Source organism: Devosia sp. (genome assembly GCF_028290625.1).
In the GTDB taxonomy this organism is placed as follows: domain Bacteria; phylum Pseudomonadota; class Alphaproteobacteria; order Rhizobiales; family Devosiaceae; genus Devosia.
The window spans coordinates 131,109-149,309 of record NZ_JAQGJM010000038.1 but is presented as its reverse complement, the minus strand read 5'-3'; the positions used below and the strand labels follow the sequence as shown (position 1 = coordinate 149,309).

The window sequence follows — 18,201 nt, the reverse complement described above, 5'->3', positions numbered from 1 at the left end:
GTCTACTGAGGGAATCGCGATCTGCGACTACTAGGTAGCGCGATCCAAAAGTAGCCCTCATGGTGAGGTGCGCTTCTTCAGCGCCTCGAACCACGAGGGCGTGGGACTATTCTTCGTCTGGAACCACCGGTGCCACAACAGGCGCCACCACCGGCCGTGTGCTCGGCGGCCGCCCAACGCTCTTGGCCAATTCCGCCACATCCATGAAAAAGTCCGCCTGCCGCCGCAGGTCATCGGAAATCATCGGCGTCGAGCTGGTCAGCGTCGACACCACGGTCACGCGCTTGCCCTTGCGCTGCAGCGCCGCCACCAGCGCGGTGAAGTCGCCATCGCCCGAAAACAACACCATGTGATCATAATAGGGGGCCAACTCCAGGGCATCGACACACAGTTCGATGTCCATATTGCCCTTGATCTTGCGGCGGCCGCTGGCGTCGGTGAATTCCTTGGCCGGCTTGGTCACCACTGTGAAGCCGTTATAATCCAGCCAGTCGATCAGCGGACGAATGGACGAGTATTCCTGGTCCTCGACCAGCGCGGTGTAATAATTGGCCCGCAACAGATACGCCTTGGCGCTGAATTCAGCCAAAAGCCGGCGATAATCGATGTCCACGCCGATGGCTTTGGAGGTCGCATATAGATTGGCCCCATCGATGAATAACACGATTTTTTCGCGGGGATCGATCGCCATACAAACTCCTATGCGGCCCTGCGGGTCCAAAAACTGAGCGGCAACAATGCCTTGCGCCTGAATAAATTCCGCAGAAGACTTTAACCTGCCATTGGTATTCGCACATTTGAACCATTCTACGCAAGTTAACTCCGCGAGAGGGTGTCACGCCACTGACGCAGGGCAGGGGCATGGTCAGCGGTTAGACCAAACCTTGTGTCTGCCCGCTCCCTCGTGTAAGGGAACCGTTCATCCCCCAAAGTGTGGAGACGTCCGTGGCCCGCGTCACCGTTGAAGACTGCATTGAAAAGATCGAAAACCGTTTCGATCTCGTACTCATGGCCGCCCATCGCGCGCGCATGATTTCGTCCGGCGCCCAAATCACCGTGTCGCGTGATAACGACAAGAATCCCGTTGTCGCCCTGCGCGAAATCGGCGATGGCGCCATTTCCCCCGATGACCTGCACGAGGACCTGATCCACTCGCTGCAGAAATATGTCGAGGTCGACGAGCCCGAACAGCACGCCGCGCCGATGATCGAAAACGACAGCAACGACGATTCGCTGAGCTTCGACACCATGAGCGAAGACGAACTGCTGCGCGGCATCGAAAGCCTCGCGCCGCCAGAACGTCGCGACGACTGATTTTTCCCAGTCTGTTGAAATCAGCACCCTCGGCCTCGGCCGGGGGTGTTTTCGTTTGTGCACCCAGTCGCCACACCCACAGTCCTTCCCGCGAACTTGATCCGCGGGTCACTCTCAACACGGCAAGCGCGACGAGCGGCCCGCGGATCAAGCCCGCGGGAAGCAAGGGCAGTGCCAGCACTAATTCAGTCCCGCCGCCCTATTCGGCGCAGTCTGACCGATATAGTCCGCCGTCGCCCTTCCCACTGTTTTCCCAAAGCGCTAAGCTCTTTCCAAGAGTGAGCGGCACCTAATCCCATGATGCGTCAGTACGAACTCGTCGAACGCGTCCAGGCGTATAACCCGGACGTCGACGAAGATCTTTTGAACAAAGCCTATGTCTACGCCATGCAGAAGCATGGCTCGCAAAAGCGTGCCTCGGGCGACCCCTACTTCAACCATCCCCTTGAAGTCGCAGCCATTCTGACCGAGCTGAAGCTCGACGACGCCTCCATCGCCGTGGGCCTGCTGCACGACACTATCGAGGATACCGACGCCACCCGCGCCGAAATCGACCAGCTCTTCGGCCCCGAAATCGGCGCCATCGTCGATGGTCTGACCAAGATCGAGCGTCTCAACCTGGTCTCGCGCGAGGAGGCCCAGGCCGAGAACCTGCGCAAGCTGCTGCTGGCGATTTCCCAGGACGTGCGTGTCCTTCTGGTCAAGCTTGCCGACCGCCTGCACAACATGCGCACCCTGCAATACATGCCGCCCGAAAAGCGCACCCGTATTGCCCAGGAGACCATGGATATCTATGCCCCGCTCGCCGGCCGCATGGGTATGCAGGACATGCGCAACGAGCTTGAGGACATCTCCTTCAAGATATTGCAGCCCGATCACTACAACGCCATCACCGAGCGTCTCGATGAGATGCAGGCCGAGTATCGCGAGACCATTTCCACCATCTCGACCGAGCTCAGCGAACGCCTCGCCACCGAGGGCATTTCCGCCCGGGTCAAGGCGCGCGTGAAGTCGCCCTATTCGATCTTCAACAAGATCGAGCGCAAATCCATCGCGCTGGAGCAACTCTCCGACATGATCGGCTTCCGCGTCATCGTCGGCTCGGTCGAGGAATGCTACCGCACCGTCGGCGTCGTCCACACCAAGTGGAAAGTCGTGCCTAACCGCTTCAAGGACTATATCTCGGTCCCCAAACACAACGACTATCGCTCCATCCACACGACGATTGTTGGCCCCGGCCGCCAGCGCGCCGAACTGCAGATTCGCACCGAGGAAATGGACAAGATCGCCGAATACGGCATCGCCGCCCACGCCCTCTACAAGGACGGCGCCTCCGCCGACCTGAACCGCCTTGAAAACGAGAGCCAGGCCTATGGCTCCCTGCGTACCACGATCGGCCACCTGACCGCTGGCTCATCCACCGAGGATTTCCTCGAATACACCAAGCTCGAGCTGTTCCAGGACCAGGTGTTCTGCTTCACCCCGCGCGGCCGCCTCATCGCGCTGCCACGCGGTGCCACGCCCATCGATTTCGCCTACGCGCTGCATACCGATATCGGCGACACCACGGTCGGCGCCAAGATCAACGGCGCCATCCTGCCGCTGGTGACCCAGCTCCGCAGCGGCGACGAAGTCGAGATCATCCGCGACCAGAACCATTTGCCCCCCAGCAACTGGATCGGCATCGCCGCCACCGGCAAGGCCCGCGCCGCCATCCGCCGCTCGGTCCGCAACGCTGCCAACCAGCGCGCCTTCGCCCTGGGCGAGCATGTCCTCTCCATGATGCTGGAGCGCGAAGGCGTCTCGCTCGACGACAGCGAGGCCAAGGCGCTGGCCGAATCTCTCGGCGTCACCAGCCGCCGCGAGCTATTGATGGCCGTGGGCGAAGGCAAGATCGGCAGCGAGCCGCTGGCCAACGAACTGGCCCGCATCAAGGGCTTGCGCAAGCGCCGCCGCAAGCTGGAACTGCCCGTGGCCGATACCGCCGACGGCTGGTTCGCGCTGCGCTCAACCGACCTGTTCCGCTTCCGCGTTCCCGGCGGCCAAAAGCCCGGCCCGCGCGCCAAGCTCGCCATGCGTCAGCTCGATTTCCACACCGAGGTGCAGGTGTCGAGCGAAGGCGTCGTGCCCGGCGATCGCCTCGTCGGCATCATGCAGCCCGATATGCCCATGCTGGTCTATCCGATCCATTCCGACGCCCTGAACGAGATGCACGACCAGGATGTCGCCTGGGTCGATGTCCGCTGGCATCCAAGCAGCGAAGACAAGCTCTACGCCACCGTGATCACCATGGAGTCCGTCAACAAGCCCGGCTCCCTGGCGCAGATCACCTCGGCCATCGCCGCCTGCGACGCCAACATCAACAATCTGGTGATGCGGATGATTTCACCCGATTTCCACCAGATGATCTTTGAAATCGAGGTCCGCGACCTTGCGCAACTGACCGATGTTCTGGCAACGCTCAAGCGCAGCCCCGGCCTTTCTTCCGTCCAACGTGCAGGCGTGCGCGAAGCCGGCATGATTTCGACGCTGGAATGGGACGGTCAGGTCGAACGGAGAAATGACGATGAATAAAGACGAAGTGCTCGCCATTTTCCGCGAATGCGGCGCCATGCTGGAGGGCCACTTCATCCTGTCGTCCGGTCTGCGCTCGCCGATCTTCCTGCAAAAGGCCAAGGTCTTCCAATACGCCGCCCAGACCGAAAAGCTCTGCAAGGCGCTGGCCGAAAAGATCCACGCCGAGGGCTATGGCGATGTGACCAAGGTGGTCTCCCCGGCCATCGGCGGCATTATTCCCGGCTACGAAACCTCCCGCCACCTCAACGTCCCCGCACTCTATACCGAGCGCGTCGACGGCAAGTTCGAACTGCGCCGCGGCTTCGAAATCTCGGCCGATGACAAGGTCATCGTCGTCGAGGACATCGTCTCCACCGGCCTCTCCATCCGCGAATGCGTCGAGGCACTTCGTGCCATCGGCGCCAACGTCGTCGCCGCCGCCTGCCTCATCGACCGCTCCGGCGGCGAAGCCGATGTCGGCGTGCCCCTGGTTTCGCTGATCCAGTTCAAGGTCCCGGCGTATCCAGCCGACCAGCTTCCTCCCGAACTTGCCGCCATCCCCCCGGTCAAACCCGGCAGCCGCGGCATTCAGGGGGTGAAGTGATTTTCTGTACCATCACCCCCACCCCGCCTCCCCCTGGTAGGGGGAGGAGCCTAGTCGGTTGCCGGGGCAAGATCGAGCCAAAAACTCGACGGAATTCCTCCCCCTATCAGGGGGAGGCTAGGTGGGGGTTCCCCTCCTCAAAGGGAGCCACACCATGATCATCGGCTTCGGCTCCGACCTCTGCCAGATCGGCCGCGTCGAAAAAACGCTCGAGCGTTACGGCGACCGCTTCACCCAGCGCTGCTTCACCGAGATCGAGCGCCGCAAGTCCGATCGCCGCGCCCAGCGTGCCGCCTCCTACGCCAAGCGCTTCGCCGCCAAGGAGGCCTGTTCCAAGGCCCTGGGCACCGGCCTTAGTTTTGGCGTTTATTGGCGCGACATGGGCGTCGTAAACCTGCCATCGGGCAAACCGACCATGCATCTGACCAATGGCGCGGCCAAAGCGCTCGCCCGCCTTGTGCCGCCCGGCCATGTTCCCCACATTCACCTGACCATCACCGACGACGCTGGCCTCGCGCAAGCGTTCGTGATCATCGAAGCGCTGCCGGCCAACGAAGTTGACCGGGCCCCGGTAACGCTCTAACCGTCTGCAAGCATCGTTTCGGGGATATCAATGAGCCAGTCCGCACCAAAAACCAGCAAGAAGTCTGCGACCAACGAGTGGTGGGATACCATCGTGGTCGTGGTCGAGGCGCTGCTGATCGCCATCGTGCTGCGCTCTTTCCTCTACCAGCCCTTCTCGATCCCCACCGGTTCAATGCAGCAGACCCTGATGATCGGCGATTACTTCGTCGCCAATAAGTGGGTCTGGGGCTATGGCAAGCATTCCTTCTCGCTCGGCCGCTACGGCGATTTCACGCTGCTCGATTTTGAACTGCCCATCAACGGCCGCATCCTCGGCCGTGAGCCCAACCGCGGCGATGTTGCTGTGTTCCGCCCCGTGCCGCAGAACATCGAATACATCAAGCGCGTCGTCGGCCTTCCTGGCGACCGCATCCAGATGAAGGCCGGCCGCCTCTACATCAACGACGTCATGGTCGAGCGCGAAAAAGTCGGCACCGCCATCGATACCGACAGCACCGGCGACGACCGCGAAGTCACCGTCTACAAGGAAACCTTCCCGGAGGGCACGACCCACATCATCCAGGAAATTTCCGACGACGCCCAGCTCGACAACACCCAGGAATACGTCGTCCCCGCCGGCCATTACTTCATGATGGGCGACAACCGCGACCGCTCCGCCGATAGCCGCGTGCTGCAGTCGGTTGGCTACGTCCCCGCGACGAACCTGATCGCCAAGGCCGAGGCCACCTTCTTCTCGATCACCAACAATATTCCGCCGTGGCAGGTCTGGCAGTGGCCCGCCAATGTGCGCTGGGACCGCATGTTCCAAAACGTCAACAACTATACCCCGCGCGTTACCGGGCAGTGAGCCAGCGCGCCCGGTCCCATTCAGGTCTGGAACAACGGCTGGGCTATCGCTTCGCCGATCCGGATCTGCTTGACCGCGCGCTGACCCATTCCAGCGCCCTCTCGCCCGCCAAGCGCATCGAGCGCTCCTATCAGCGCCTCGAATTCCTCGGTGACCGCGTGCTCGGCCTCGTCGTCGCCGACATGCTCTATCGCCGCCTGCCCAAGGCCAATGAGGGCGAGCTGTCGCGCACCCTCAACACTCTGGTGCGCAAGGAAACTTGCGCCATCATCGCCCGTCAGCTCGATCTCGGCGCCGAAATGAACCTCGGCTCCAGCGAGGCGCGCACCGGCGGTGCCGAAAAGGAAGCTATCCTCGGCGATGTCGCCGAAGCCGTGATCGGCGCCATCTATTGCGATGGCGGCCTCGGCAAGGCCTATGAATTCGTCGAGCGCATGTTCGGCGACCAGCTCTCCGAAGGCCATGCCGACCGCGCCGACGCCAAGACCACCCTCCAGGAATGGGCCCAGGCCCGCGGCCTCGAGCCACCCGCCTATATCCAGTCCGCCCGCACCGGCCCCGACCACGCCCCCGAATTCACCATCACCGTTGCGCTCGGCGAGTTCCCCCCGCTCAGCGCCTCGGGCCCGTCCAAGAAAATTGCCGAACACAAGGCCGCCGAGGCCTTCCTCATCGCTCAAAACGTCTGGAAAACCCCCGCATGAACCAATTACCTCTCGTCGATACATCCTGTGGCTTCATCGCCCTCGTCGGTGCGCCCAATGCCGGCAAGTCGACCCTGCTGAATTCGCTCGTGGGCACCAAAGTGTCCATCGTCACCCACAAGGCGCAGACCACCCGCAGCCAGGTCCGCGGCGTCGTCACCCTTGAGGACAAAAAGGCCCAGCTCGTCTTCATCGACACCCCCGGCATTTTTGCGCCGAAGCGCCGGCTGGACCGCGCCATGGTCGACAGCGCCTGGGGCGGGGCAGGGGATGCCGATATCGTCGCCTTTATCCTTGATGCCGAAAGGGGTTTAGGTCCGGATCTGGAATCTCTTCTGGAAGGTCTGGCCAACGTCAACCATCCCAAAATTCTCATCCTCAACAAGGTCGATGCGGTCAAGCGCGAGCATCTGCTCAAGCTCTCCGAGACCATCAATGCCAAGCTGCGTTTCGAGGCCACCTTCATGATTTCGGCGCTCAAGGGCGACGGCGTGCAGGACTTCATGGATTGGTGCGTCAAGCACATTCCACCCGGCCCCTGGCATTTCCCCGAGGATCACCTGACCGATCTCACCATGGCCATCACTGCGGCCGAGATCACGCGCGAAAAGCTGTTCCTGCGCATCCACGACGAAATTCCCTACAATTCCACCGTCGAGACCGAGAGCTTCAAGATCCAGAAGGACGGCTCCTACAAGATCGACCAGGTCATCTACGTCACCCGCGACACCCACAAGAAGATCGTGCTGGGCGCCGGCGGCCAAACCATCAAGACTATCGGCCAGGAAAGCCGCAAGGAGCTGATGGAAATGTACGAAGTCCCAATCCACCTCTTCCTCTTCGTCAAAGTCCGCGAAAAGTGGGGCGACGACCCCGAGCGCTACCGCGAAATGGGCCTTGAATACCCCCACGGAAAGAACTGAGCCCATGGCATTCGCCACGCTTGATCGCGCCAAGCAATGGGCGGGGGCGATCAAGCGTGACGTCATCGCCATCTGGCTGGCCGCCAAGGATCCGCGCACACCGCTCGCCGCCCGCATCCTGGCCGCCTGCGTCGCCGCCTACGCTCTGTCGCCGGTCGATCTGATTCCCGATTTCATCCCGATCCTCGGCTATCTCGATGACATGCTGATCGTCCCGCTTGGCATTTTGGCCGTCGTCAAACTGATCCCCGCACCCTTGATGGCCGAACACCGCGCCGCCGCCACGCTGATTGCCGCCAAGCCCGTGAGCCGCATCGGCCTGGCCGTCATCATCGCCCTTTGGCTGCTGGCGCTTGTCGCCATCGCCATGCTCTTCACCGATCTGCTATAAGTTCACCATGGAATGGACCGGCGAAGGCCTGTTGATCGGTGTGCGCCGCCACGGTGAAACCAGCCTCATCGCCGAGGCCATGGTGGTCGGCCGCGGTCGCTGGCTCGGCCTCGTCCGCGGTGGTCGCGCCCCCAAAACCGCCGCCATCTTCCAGCCCGGCAATACCGTGCAACTGGTCTGGCGCGCCCGCCTCGAGGATCATCTCGGCACCTTCACCACGGAACTCCTCACCGCCCGCGCCGCCGACCTGATCGCCGACCGCACCCGCCTCTATGCCAGCCAGTTGATCTGCGAACTCCTCCACCTGCTCCCCGAACGCGACCCCCACGACCGCCTCCTCGGCATGGCGCTCAACCTGCTCGACAATGCCCCCGACGGCGCCGCCATCGCCCGTTTCGAACTCGCCGTGCTCGACGAACTCGGCTTCGGCCTCGACCTCACCTCCTGCGCCGCCACCGGCGTCACCACCGATCTGACGCACGTCTCCCCCAAATCCGGCCGCGCCGTCTCCCGCGCCGCCGCCCAACCCTATCTCGACCGCCTCCTGCCCCTCGCCGCCTGCCTCACCCACCGCGGCAACGCTTCCCCCGACGACATCGCCAACGCGTTCCGGCTAACCGGGCATTTTCTGGATATGCACGTCTGGGGGCCTCGTGATATTGCTGCCCCCTCCGTTCGCGACGCGCTGATCGAGAGTTTGACCAAGCAGCAAGATTGAGCACGCGGCTCACCCTTTGCACAGCTCCTCCCCACCCACCGCACTTCCCGCGGGCTCGACCCGCGGGCCGCGACCAGCACCCACTACAGGTCAGCGTTCGCGTTGAGCGCCCCGCGGGTCAAGCCCGCGGGAAGACACGGTGGTAGGAGGGTTGATCCATCCCCTCTATCCCCCTTCTCCCCACCCCCAATTCCTCCCCCATAATCACCCCCGATATCTCCACAATGGCTGCGGGTTCGCGACGAACGGCCGTGGGGAGTTTGGTGGGAGGGGAATGCGGTCGCGCGATCCCTGGGCCTGCGCGACGTTCGTCTCCTGAAACAATGGAGGCCACGTTCGAGCGGCCAGAAACCCCATCGCATGCGGCGAGATGTGTCTCGCTTACTACAAAACCCATGAGGCACGTCTCGCCGCATGCCGCAGTCTTTCCAAACCGCACGCCCCCGGCGCTGCGGTCAAACCCGCTGAAACCCCTGCAAAACCCTCACCCAAACCGCCGCAAACCCTGCGTTTCTTCCCCATCCCCGCTATAGTCCAATCCTGATTCGTTCTCCCGAGACCCGACGCCATGGCCGCATCCGATACCCTTCCTCCCGCCGACGATCAGCGCATCGTCGATCTGCGCGCGGCGCTGGAAGAGCGGTATCTGTCCTATGCGCTGTCCACGATCACCCAGCGCGCGCTCCCCGATGCCCGCGACGGCCTGAAACCCGTCCACCGCCGCATCATCCACGCCATGCGCCTGCTCAAGCTCGATCCGAACCAGGGCTACAAGAAATCCGCCCGTATCGTCGGCGACGTGATCGGTAAGTTCCATCCGCACGGCGACCAGTCGATCTATGACGCCCTGGTCCGCCTGGCCCAGGATTTTGCCCTGCGCTACCCGCTGGTCGATGGCCAGGGCAATTTCGGCAATATCGACGGCGATAGCGCCGCCGCCATGCGGTACACCGAATCCCGTATGACCGACGTGGCCACGCGCCTCCTCGAAGGCATCACCGAAGATGCCATCGATTTCAAACCCACCTATGACGGCGAGGACGAGGAGCCCGTCGTCCTGCCCTCGAACTTTCCCAATCTGCTCGCCAATGGCTCCACCGGTATCGCCGTCGGCATGGCCACCTCGGTGCCGCCGCACAATCTGGTCGAGCTGTGCAACGCCGCGCTCAAGCTGATCTTCAATCCCGCCGCCACGGTCGATGAGCTGATCCACCAGGATCTCTCCAGCCCGCTCAGCGCCGACGATCTGGTGCGCGGCCCCGATTTCCCCACCGGTGGGCAATTGGTCGAAACCCGCTCGGCCATCGTCAATGCCTATGAGACCGGCCGCGGCTCGTTCCGCCTGCGCGCCGTCTGGGAAAAAGAAGAAAAGGGCCGCGGTGTCTACCAGATTGTCGTCACGCAAATTCCCTACGGCATCCAGAAGTCACGCCTGGTTGAAAAGATCGCCGAACTGCTGCTGGCCAAGAAGCTCCCGCTGCTGAAAGACGTGCGTGACGAAAGCGCCGATGACATCCGCCTCGTGCTGGAGCCGCGCGCCGGCACAGTCGACGCCAATATCCTGATGGAGCAACTGTTCCGCACCACCGATCTCGAGGTGCGGTTCCCGCTCAACCTCAACGTGCTCGACAAGGGCACCGTGCCCCGTGTCATGAGCCTGGGCGATGCCCTGCGCGCCTGGCTCGATCACCGCAAGATCGTGCTGCAGCGCCGCACCAGCCACCGCCTCGAGCAGATCGCCAACCGCCTCGAAGTGCTCGAAGGCTACATCATCGCCTATCTCAACCTCGATGAGGTGATCCGCATCATCCGCGAGGAGGACGAGGTCAAGCCAATGTTGATGAGCACCTTCTCGCTCACCGACAATCAGGCCGAAGCCATCCTCAACATGCGCCTGCGCTCCTTGCGCAAGCTGGAAGAAATGGAACTCCGCAAGGAGCACAGCGACCTGACCGACGAAAAGGGCCGCCTCGAATTGCTGCTGGCCTCCGACAAGCGCCAGTGGGGCGAAATCTCCAAGCAGGTCGAGGCCCTCAAAAAAGCCTATCCGATGTTCGACGCCAACGGCGCCCTGCATCCGCTCGGCGGCCGCCGCTCCATGTTCGGCGACATGCCCAGTGCCGACCACGCCGAAGTCACCGAGGCCTTTATTGAGCGCGAGCCGATCACCGTGGTGCTCTCCGAAAAAGGCTGGATACGTGCCCTCAAGGGCCACAATGCCGAGGTCGACGAGAAGGGTTTCAAAGCTGGCGATCGCCTCAAGCTGAGCCTCAATGCCCAGACCACCGACAAGCTGCTGCTGCTCACCACCGGCGGCAAGGTTTATACTCTTGGCGGCGACAAGCTCCCCGGCGGCCGTGGCCAGGGCGAGCCGGTGCGCATCATGGTCGATATCGAGGAAGGTCAGGACATCCTCGACCTGTTCCTGTATCGCCCCGGCACCAAGCGTATCATCGCCTCCGCCGCCGGCTATGGCTTCATCGTCTCGGAAGACGAAATGATCGCCAATACCCGCAAGGGCAAGCAGATCCTCAACGTCACCGCGCCCGACGAAGCCAAGCTGCTGGTGCCGCTGGCCGGCGACCGTGTCGCCATCATCGGCCAAAACCGCAAGCTGCTGGTCTTCCCGCTCGCTCAGCTCGCCGAAATGGGGCGTGGCAAGGGCGTCCGCTTGCAGAAATACAAGGACGGCGGCGTCTCCGACCTCAAAACCTTCTACGCCGCCGATGGCCTCACCTGGACCGACAGCTCCGGCCGCACCTACACCAAGCCCATGGAAGAACTCACCGACTGGTCCGGCGACCGCGCCACGGCCGGCCGTCAACCGCCCAACGGGTTTCCGAAGAACAATAAGTTCGTGGGGTAACCGCCGCCTTTCTTACCCTCGCCCCTTGAGGGAGAGGGACAGTTCTTCCGCGTTCAGCGGAAGAACAGGGTGAGGGGTGCTGCGCCCACCTATGCTTGAATGCCTTGAAAGAAACCCCTCATCCGCCCCTTCGGGGCACCTTCTCCCTCAAGGGGAGAAGGCAGAACCAGAATTGGAGCTCGTCATGATCCGCCACTGCGTCTTCTTCAAATTCCGCGCCAACGTCCCGCAGTCCGAGCGCGACGGCGTCTACGCCCAGCTCAACGCCCTTGTCGGCCCCATCGATGGCCTGCTCTCCGCCAAGTTCGGCCCCAACGTTTCGCCCGAAGGCCTCGGCAAGGGCTTCAATGACGGCTTCGTCATGGACCTGCGCGACGCCGCCGCCCGCGACGCCTACCTCACCGACCCCGCCCACCAAGCCGCCGGCGGACGCCTCGTCGCCGCCCTCGAAGGCGGCATCGAGGGGTTGATGGTGTTCGATCTGGAAGTTTGAGGGGAGCAACCAAGCGGCGGTCAGCGACAGCCCGCTTCGCTCTATTTGTCCACACCCACCGGGTCATCCCCGCGAAGGCGGGGACCTCCGTTGGCCAGGCTCAAGGAAGAAAACAGAGGTTCCCGCCTGCGCGGGAATGACCAGTGTTTGTGGGCAGAATGCGCCACACTCGCCCTAGAGGGCGCACCACCCAAGCGGACCCTTTTGCACCTGCAACGGCTGATAATCGGCCTTGTAGGCCATTTTCGGGGAATCTTTTACCCAGTACCCCAGATAGACGTATCCTAGCCCGGCCGAGCGCACCTGCGCGATATGGTCGAGAATGAGGAAGGTCCCCAAGCTCCGATGCGCCAAATCGGGATCATAAAAGCTGTAGACCATCGACAGGCCATCCGGCATCACATCGGTCAGCGCTACCGCGACCAGCGGCTGGTCCGGGTGGTCGCGCAGGCGATATTCCACCAGCACCGATTGCACCGGTGTATCCTCGACCATGTACTCATAGTCGACAAAGCTCATCTGGTTCATGCCGCCGCCGGCATGGCGCGATTCCAGGTAGCGCTTGAACAAATCGTACTGTTCGCTGGTCGCGATCGGCTGCCGCACATCGATACCAAGATCGTTGTTCTTGGCCTCCACGCGCCGGAACCGCCCCGAAGGAACGAATGCGTCGGCCACGATCCGCACCGATTGGCACGCGTTGCAGCCCTCGCAGGCCGGCCGATAGATCAGGTTCTGGCTGCGCCGAAATCCGTTCTCGCTGAGCAGATGGTGCAGGTTCGATGCACGCCGTCCGGTCAGATGCGTAAACAGCTTTCGCTCCTGCTTACCCGGCAGATAAGGGCACGGCATCGCCGCGGTCAGGAACAGCTGCGTTGTTTCCGGAGTCTGGTCGGTCATCTAAAGCACTGCCATGGCATCGCCACAGTGTAGTCCTGCGGGCGCTCACTCGCAACGCTTCAATAAGCGGGCTCGTTCCGCGGGTTTTGCCCGCGCCAATGCCGCTCCATCGGCGACCGGCGCACCATCAAAGTGCCCACGATCAGGTCGTGAATCATTTGCCGGCGCGGCGTGAACAACGCCACCAGCAGCGAAATCGGCCAGGAAATCCAGATCGTGACCCAGAACACCGCCGCATGCACAAACGCCATCGGGCCATTCAGCGGCTGCCCGCGAGTCGGCGTCAACACCAGATCCATGGCCTGCATACCCAGCGTCGCGCGCTTGGCCGAACCCAGCGTCGCGCCGTAATACAGCACCACCGTTGCCGGCACGACCACGATCAGCGCCAACCATGCCAGCCCGAAAGTGAGAAAGCCCGCAACCAGCCCCACGATGCTGAACGCCACGATCATCGCGCTCATCACCACCACGTCGATAAACCACGCAGCAACGCGCCGCGTCAGCAGCCCCTCGAACAATTCGGGAGCCGTCGACGGATCGGGCAGGGTAGGGCGGCTGTTTTGATAGGTCTGGTCCATGCCCAATCAGATTGTCACGGCCTGCCCCCTGCGCAAGAGGGTGGGCACACAAAAGTAACCTAGCGCCCCAGCTCCCGCGCTACCTCCAGCGCAAAATACGTCAGCACGCCGCTGACCCCGGCCCGCTTGAACCCATAAAGGCTCTCCAGAATCGCGCCCTTGCGATCGATCGCCCCAGCCGCCGCCGCCATCTCGATCATCGCGTATTCCCCGCTCACCTGGTACGCGTAGATCGGAATATTGAACGCATCCTTGGCCCGCCGCACGATGTCCAGATACGGCATCCCCGGCTTGACCATTACGCTGTCGGCCCCTTCCTCGATGTCCTGCGCGATCTCGCGCAGTGCCTCATCGGAATTGGCATAGTCCATCTGATAGGTCTTCTTGTCGCCCTTGAGCCGAGCGCCAGAGCCTACCGCCTCGCGGAACGGCCCATAGAAGAAGGACGCATATTTGGCCGCATAAGCCATGATCTGCGTCTGCTCATGCCCCTCGGCATCCAGCGCCATGCGGATCGCCGCCACGCGCCCATCCATCATGTCCGACGGCGCGATGATGTCCGCCCCCGCCCGCGTCTGCACCAGCGTGGAGCGGATCATCACTTCGATGGTCTCGTCGTTCAGCACTTCGCCGTCGCGCACCAGCCCGTCCTGGCCGTCGCTGGAATACTCATCCAGCGCCACGTCGGCGATCAGCCCGATTTCCGGCACCGCGTCCTTGATCGCGCTCAGCGCCCGGCACATCAGGTTGTCCGGATTATACGCCTCCGCCGCATTCTCGCTGCGCAGATGCTCCGGCGTATTGGGGAACAGCGCCAGCGCCGGTATCCCCGCATCCCGCGCCGCCTTCGCCGCCGCCACGCACAAATCGACGCTCAGCCGCTCCACGCCCGGCATGGTGCGGATCGCCGTCTTCTCATTGTGCCCCTCGATCACGAACAGCGGCCAGATCAGGTCGCTTGGCGTTAGCACGGTCTCGCGCACCATGGCCCGGCTCCACGCCGTCCGCCGCGTCCGGCGCAACCGGCGGCCGCCCAGGAACTCCATGTCGTGCTTGTTCCATTGCTCGGCCATGCTAGATCTCCATAAAACCGCAGCCGTATTACCAGCCGCCGTTCACGGCATAAAGGCGTAGCTTGTCGCAGCCCCGGCCAAGCGCTAGAAAACCGCCATGGATTTCAACGCACCCGCCATCGGCATCTATATCCGCATCGTCGCCATCATCAGCCTGCTGCTGGGCCTCAACGATGCCGCGCGCCTGCTCGGCGTCAATCTTGGCAATGTCTCGCCCATGGCGACCCTGGGCATGACCGGCTTTGTCTACCTGGCCATCTTTTCGCTGACGCGCCTGTTCGCGGCGGTGGGCCTGTGGATCAAGGCCAGTTGGGGCGCGGTGCTGCTTGCCGCCGCCACCTTCATCGAAATGGTGCTCTACCTGATGGGCAATCCCGACATCCGCATGAGCGCCTTCGGCTTCGCGGTGCGCCTGCTTTTGCTGGTCTCCATCCTCATCATCTTCGTGCTCGGCATCCGCCTCCGCCGCGCCCAGGCACATGACTAACAAGCCGATAACGGGGTGTTCAGACCCCGTTTAGGTTACAACTTTATGCACTGGTGTAACGAAGAATAAAGCCAAATTCTCGAACTATTCCAGTAAGATAGTTTTAAGCGTGCGGCTTAGCCCGATCTTAGTCCGGTGGCCGTAGTTTGGCCTCATGAGATGCGAAAAATCGCACAGTCGGAACAACAGTGAGGCTAGAATGGCAATCAAATCCAACGCCGCCGAGGCTATGGTCCCGGAACGTACCCAGAGCTTGAAGCCGCTTTATCTCGAAGCTGTTTCCCGGGTCGAGCGTCTGCATCGTCGCCTGCTCGACCTGATCAAGGACGAGTTCGACCGCATGGGCTGGGACGATATCAATCCCGTCCAGGCGCTGCTGATGTTCAACATCGGCGATGCCGAGCTGACCGCCGGTGAACTGCGCTCGCGCGGTTACTACCTGGGCAGCAACGTGTCCTACAATCTCAAGAAGCTGGTCGAAACCGGCTATATCTTCCAGGAACGCTCGCGCACCGACCGCCGCTCGGTCCGTATCAAGCTGACCCCGAAGGGCGAAGAAGTCGCCGAAGTCATCGACGAACTCTATGACCGTCACCTCAAATCCATCGACAAGGTCGGCGGCCTGGGCGACGACGAATTCGACGGTCTCAACAAGGCGCTGGCCCGCCTCGAACGCTTCTGGGTCGACCAGATTCTCTACAAGCTCTAAGCTTGAACGCATTCGACTCAGCCCGAGTCGAAAATGGTGGTTTTCGAGAACCGGACCGGAACGTACATCAGTACGTGAGGACCGGAAGCGCAGAAGACCGCCATTTGCAGACCGGGATCAGCCGAATGTTGCGTGCCCGCCACACCTGAAAGCAAACGCCAGCTTCGCGCTGGCGTTTTCACATTCCTGCCGCAAATCACCATAAGAGAGGACGTTGAGTGGTTTGAAACCATTTCCCGCATAATCTTGGTTCACAAAACCTTTACGGGTTCACAGTCGGTTGACCGACATTGTGACCGGCGGGACGCAATGGTAAAAACTGACAGCTTCGCGGCTAGGCAATTCGGGTGATTTAATGCGGCTCAATCGACGTACTCTCCTCCGCTCCATGGCTTTGGCGGGGGCATCTGTGGCTCTGCCGGCTGGCGCCCGCGCCCAAGAATCAATTCTCGATATGTTCGGCCGCAACCGTGTGCTGCGCGAAGTCGACCAAGCTGGCAATACCAGCGCGGCACAGGCCTTGATCGAGACCAATGAGCCGATCCTGTCCTTCGATACCGCCTACAATTTGCAGCTGGCGATTTCGCAGTACGAACCTTTCGTCGCCAATGGCGGCTGGGAAGAAATTCCCCAGGAAGCCTACAACCTGAGCGTCGGCAAGAGCGGCAAAGCTGCGATCCAGCTCAAGCGTCGCCTCATTCAGTCTGGCGACATGCCATTTGTCGACAATGTCAGCGAGACGTTTGACCAAAGCGCCGACGCTGGCGTGCGTGCCTTCCAGGCGCGCCACGGTCTCATCGTCAATGGTCTGGTCGATGAGCCGACCTGGTACGCCATGAACGTGCCGGCCCAGACCCGCCTCAACCAGCTTTACCTGAACGCCCAGCGCGTTCAGACCATGGCCGCCAACCTGACCGACCGCTATGTCGTGGTCAACATTCCGGCTGCCACCATCGAGGCCGTTGCCGGCGGCATGGTCGAGCAGCGCCACACCGCGGTTGTCGGTCGCGTCGAGCGCGCCACTCCGATCATGGCCAGCAAAGTCACGCAGATCAATTTCAACCCCTACTGGCACGTGCCTAAGTCGCTGATCCAGCAGGACTTGACCAAGTACATGCAGGAAGATCCGCAGTACCTCGCCAAGCAGAATATCCATATCTACGACGGTAAGGGCAACGAGATCTCGCCCGAAACCATCGATTGGACCAATATCGGCGAGGCGGTAAACTACATGTACCGCCAGGAGCCGGGCGCCGAAAACTCCATGGGCCATTGCAAGATCAACTTCTTCAATCCCTACGATTGCTATCTGCACGACACGCCCACCAAGGCACTGTTCGGCGAAAACGCCCGCTTCCATTCTTCGGGCTGTGTTCGCGTCGAGGGCGTCAACCAGCTGGTCAATTGGCTGCTGCGCGACAACGGCGATTGGGATCAGGCTCGCGTCGACCAGACGTTCGAGTCCAACGAGCGCCTCGATGTCGAGTGCAAGGCCCGCGTGCCGCTGCACACCACCTACATCACGGCCTGGGCCAATAAGCAGGGCACCGTCAGCTTCCGCGACGACGTCTATAAGTTCGATGAGCAGGGCAAGGTCACCTTCGAGCAAGCTTGATCTTTTCGCTTCCCCGAATACGCAAACGCCCTCCCATCGCGGAGGGCGTTCGCATTTGGTCGAGACTCGGGCATTGTGCCGTTAGCCGGAGGGCAGGGCAGATGACTGACGGAGAAGTCCTTTTCGAATTCGTGCAGGTCGGCCAGCAGATGCGCGTCGCCGCCATCCACGTGCCGAGCGGAACCGAGGTCATCGTCATTACCCCGGTCGTCGCCACTCGCACCCAGATGCAGCAGGTCGCGCTGGCCAAGCTGCGCAAGAAGCTCGGCGACGCACCGCTCAAGCCCGAACCGCGCCGCTTCTAGACTGCCCAACAAAAAAGCCCCGGTTTCCCGGGGCTTTCCAATTAATCTGCTGCTCTACCTAGAGATTGCAGCGGTGACGATAGCCATCGTAACCCATATAGGTGTCGCTGTTGGCGTCATACGACCTGTAGCGGGCATAGCATGCCTGCACATGGGAACTGCCGCCGTTATAAACACGGCCGATCACCCGGTCGTTATTGTTGGAATTGGCGATCGCGCTGCCCAGGATAGCGCCGAATCCAAAGCCGAACAGGCCGCTGGCGATGCTATCCAATCCGCTGCGGCGCGAACGATAGAAGCGGTTGTAATCAGAATCGTGCCAGCCGCCGCCATAGTAGCTGCGGCAATCGCGGTCGCGCGGATTGCGGTCGCAATAGCTGGTGATCACGCGGTCGCGTTGGCCAAAACCGAACTGAATGCTCTGCGCCTGCGTCGGAACGACGCTGGAAATAGCAATCGTGCTGATCAGTGCCAGCGCTGTAAGTCCCTTGCTCAAAACGTTCATTTTGTATCTCCTGAAGACCCACCCG

The 18,201-nt window shown here is 61.9% G+C and carries 20 protein-coding genes; 15 read left to right on the top strand and 5 right to left on the bottom strand.

The genetic code is table 11. The annotated features are described in order from the left end of the window. Positions 1 to 106: 106 nt before the first annotated feature. On the bottom strand, positions 107 to 691 hold the full coding sequence (locus JWR51_RS21740) for an NYN domain-containing protein (RefSeq protein WP_299752697.1): 585 nt from the start codon (positions 689 to 691) through the stop codon (positions 107 to 109). 254 nt (positions 692 to 945) lie between these two features. On the opposite strand from JWR51_RS21740, the gene rpoZ reads away from it, so the two are divergent. The 11 genes from rpoZ to JWR51_RS21685 all read left to right on the top strand — a co-directional run bounded on the left by rpoZ (position 946) and on the right by JWR51_RS21685 (position 12,001). After that, positions 946 to 1,314: a DNA-directed RNA polymerase subunit omega gene (rpoZ, locus tag JWR51_RS21735; protein ID WP_299727592.1), complete on the top strand. Its 369-nt coding sequence runs from the start codon at positions 946 to 948 to the stop codon at positions 1,312 to 1,314. Positions 1,315 to 1,611: 297 nt separating this feature from the next. After that, on the top strand, positions 1,612 to 3,888 hold the full coding sequence (locus tag JWR51_RS21730; protein WP_299752694.1) for a bifunctional (p)ppGpp synthetase/guanosine-3',5'-bis(diphosphate) 3'-pyrophosphohydrolase: 2,277 nt from the start codon (positions 1,612 to 1,614) through the stop codon (positions 3,886 to 3,888). Next, complete coding sequence (gene pyrE, locus JWR51_RS21725) at positions 3,881 to 4,474, top strand: orotate phosphoribosyltransferase (RefSeq protein WP_299752691.1); 594 nt, start codon at positions 3,881 to 3,883, stop codon at positions 4,472 to 4,474. The genes JWR51_RS21730 and pyrE overlap by 8 nt, the downstream gene beginning before the upstream one ends. Positions 4,475 to 4,628: 154 nt before the next feature. Then, on the top strand, positions 4,629 to 5,057 hold the full coding sequence (gene acpS / locus JWR51_RS21720) for a holo-ACP synthase (RefSeq protein WP_299752688.1): 429 nt from the start codon (positions 4,629 to 4,631) through the stop codon (positions 5,055 to 5,057). 30 nt (positions 5,058 to 5,087) lie between these two features. Further along, positions 5,088 to 5,906, top strand: coding sequence for a signal peptidase I (lepB, locus tag JWR51_RS21715; RefSeq protein ID WP_299752685.1), 819 nt, complete (start codon positions 5,088 to 5,090; stop codon positions 5,904 to 5,906). Further along, positions 5,903 to 6,610, top strand: a complete 708-nt coding sequence (rnc, locus tag JWR51_RS21710; protein ID WP_299752682.1) for a ribonuclease III — start codon at positions 5,903 to 5,905, stop codon at positions 6,608 to 6,610. The genes lepB and rnc overlap by 4 nt, the downstream gene beginning before the upstream one ends. Continuing rightward, complete coding sequence (gene era, locus JWR51_RS21705; RefSeq protein WP_299752679.1) at positions 6,607 to 7,533, top strand: GTPase Era; 927 nt, start codon at positions 6,607 to 6,609, stop codon at positions 7,531 to 7,533. Before rnc ends, era begins: the two co-directional genes overlap by 4 nt. Before the next feature lie 4 nt (positions 7,534 to 7,537). Further along, entirely contained in the window at positions 7,538 to 7,924 is a 387-nt protein-coding gene (locus tag JWR51_RS21700) for a YkvA family protein (RefSeq protein WP_299752676.1), read from the top strand. 7 nt (positions 7,925 to 7,931) lie between these two features. Further along, complete coding sequence (gene recO / locus JWR51_RS21695; protein ID WP_299752673.1) at positions 7,932 to 8,642, top strand: DNA repair protein RecO; 711 nt, start codon at positions 7,932 to 7,934, stop codon at positions 8,640 to 8,642. A gap of 568 nt (positions 8,643 to 9,210) precedes the next feature. Next, the gene (gene parC, locus JWR51_RS21690) at positions 9,211 to 11,508 is read left to right on the top strand and encodes a DNA topoisomerase IV subunit A (protein ID WP_299752670.1); all 2,298 of its coding nucleotides are present in this window, start codon (positions 9,211 to 9,213) and stop codon (positions 11,506 to 11,508) included. 184 nt (positions 11,509 to 11,692) lie between these two features. Further along, positions 11,693 to 12,001, top strand: a complete 309-nt coding sequence (locus JWR51_RS21685; protein ID WP_299752667.1) for a Dabb family protein — start codon at positions 11,693 to 11,695, stop codon at positions 11,999 to 12,001. A gap of 174 nt (positions 12,002 to 12,175) precedes the next feature. On the opposite strand, the gene JWR51_RS21680 is transcribed toward JWR51_RS21685, so the two are convergent. The 3 genes from JWR51_RS21680 to hemB are packed head-to-tail and all read right to left on the bottom strand — an operon-like array spanning position 12,176 to position 14,555. Further along, positions 12,176 to 12,901, bottom strand: coding sequence for an arginyltransferase (locus tag JWR51_RS21680; RefSeq protein ID WP_299752664.1), 726 nt, complete (start codon positions 12,899 to 12,901; stop codon positions 12,176 to 12,178). A gap of 59 nt (positions 12,902 to 12,960) precedes the next feature. Continuing rightward, positions 12,961 to 13,482, bottom strand: a complete 522-nt coding sequence (locus tag JWR51_RS21675; RefSeq protein ID WP_299752662.1) for an RDD family protein — start codon at positions 13,480 to 13,482, stop codon at positions 12,961 to 12,963. Between the two features lie 59 nt (positions 13,483 to 13,541). Further along, entirely contained in the window at positions 13,542 to 14,555 is a 1,014-nt protein-coding gene (gene hemB, locus JWR51_RS21670) for a porphobilinogen synthase (RefSeq protein ID WP_299752660.1), read from the bottom strand. 97 nt (positions 14,556 to 14,652) lie between these two features. Here hemB and JWR51_RS21665 point away from each other — a divergent pair, with 97 nt between their 5' ends. The 4 genes from JWR51_RS21665 (at position 14,653) to JWR51_RS21650 (ending at position 17,671) form a co-directional block, all read left to right on the top strand. Then, positions 14,653 to 15,042, top strand: a complete 390-nt coding sequence (locus JWR51_RS21665; RefSeq protein ID WP_299752657.1) for a hypothetical protein — start codon at positions 14,653 to 14,655, stop codon at positions 15,040 to 15,042. Between the two features lie 199 nt (positions 15,043 to 15,241). Next, positions 15,242 to 15,751: a MarR family transcriptional regulator gene (locus JWR51_RS21660; protein ID WP_299752654.1), complete on the top strand. Its 510-nt coding sequence runs from the start codon at positions 15,242 to 15,244 to the stop codon at positions 15,749 to 15,751. A gap of 409 nt (positions 15,752 to 16,160) precedes the next feature. Next, the gene (locus JWR51_RS21655; protein WP_299752651.1) at positions 16,161 to 17,366 is read left to right on the top strand and encodes a L,D-transpeptidase family protein; all 1,206 of its coding nucleotides are present in this window, start codon (positions 16,161 to 16,163) and stop codon (positions 17,364 to 17,366) included. A gap of 101 nt (positions 17,367 to 17,467) precedes the next feature. Then, positions 17,468 to 17,671, top strand: a complete 204-nt coding sequence (locus tag JWR51_RS21650; RefSeq protein ID WP_299752648.1) for a hypothetical protein — start codon at positions 17,468 to 17,470, stop codon at positions 17,669 to 17,671. Positions 17,672 to 17,729: 58 nt separating this feature from the next. On the opposite strand, the gene JWR51_RS21645 is transcribed toward JWR51_RS21650, so the two are convergent. Beyond that, a complete protein-coding gene (locus JWR51_RS21645; RefSeq protein WP_299752645.1) occupies positions 17,730 to 18,176 on the bottom strand; it encodes a BA14K family protein in 447 nt (148 codons plus the stop codon). Between the last annotated feature and the right edge of the window lie 25 nt (positions 18,177 to 18,201).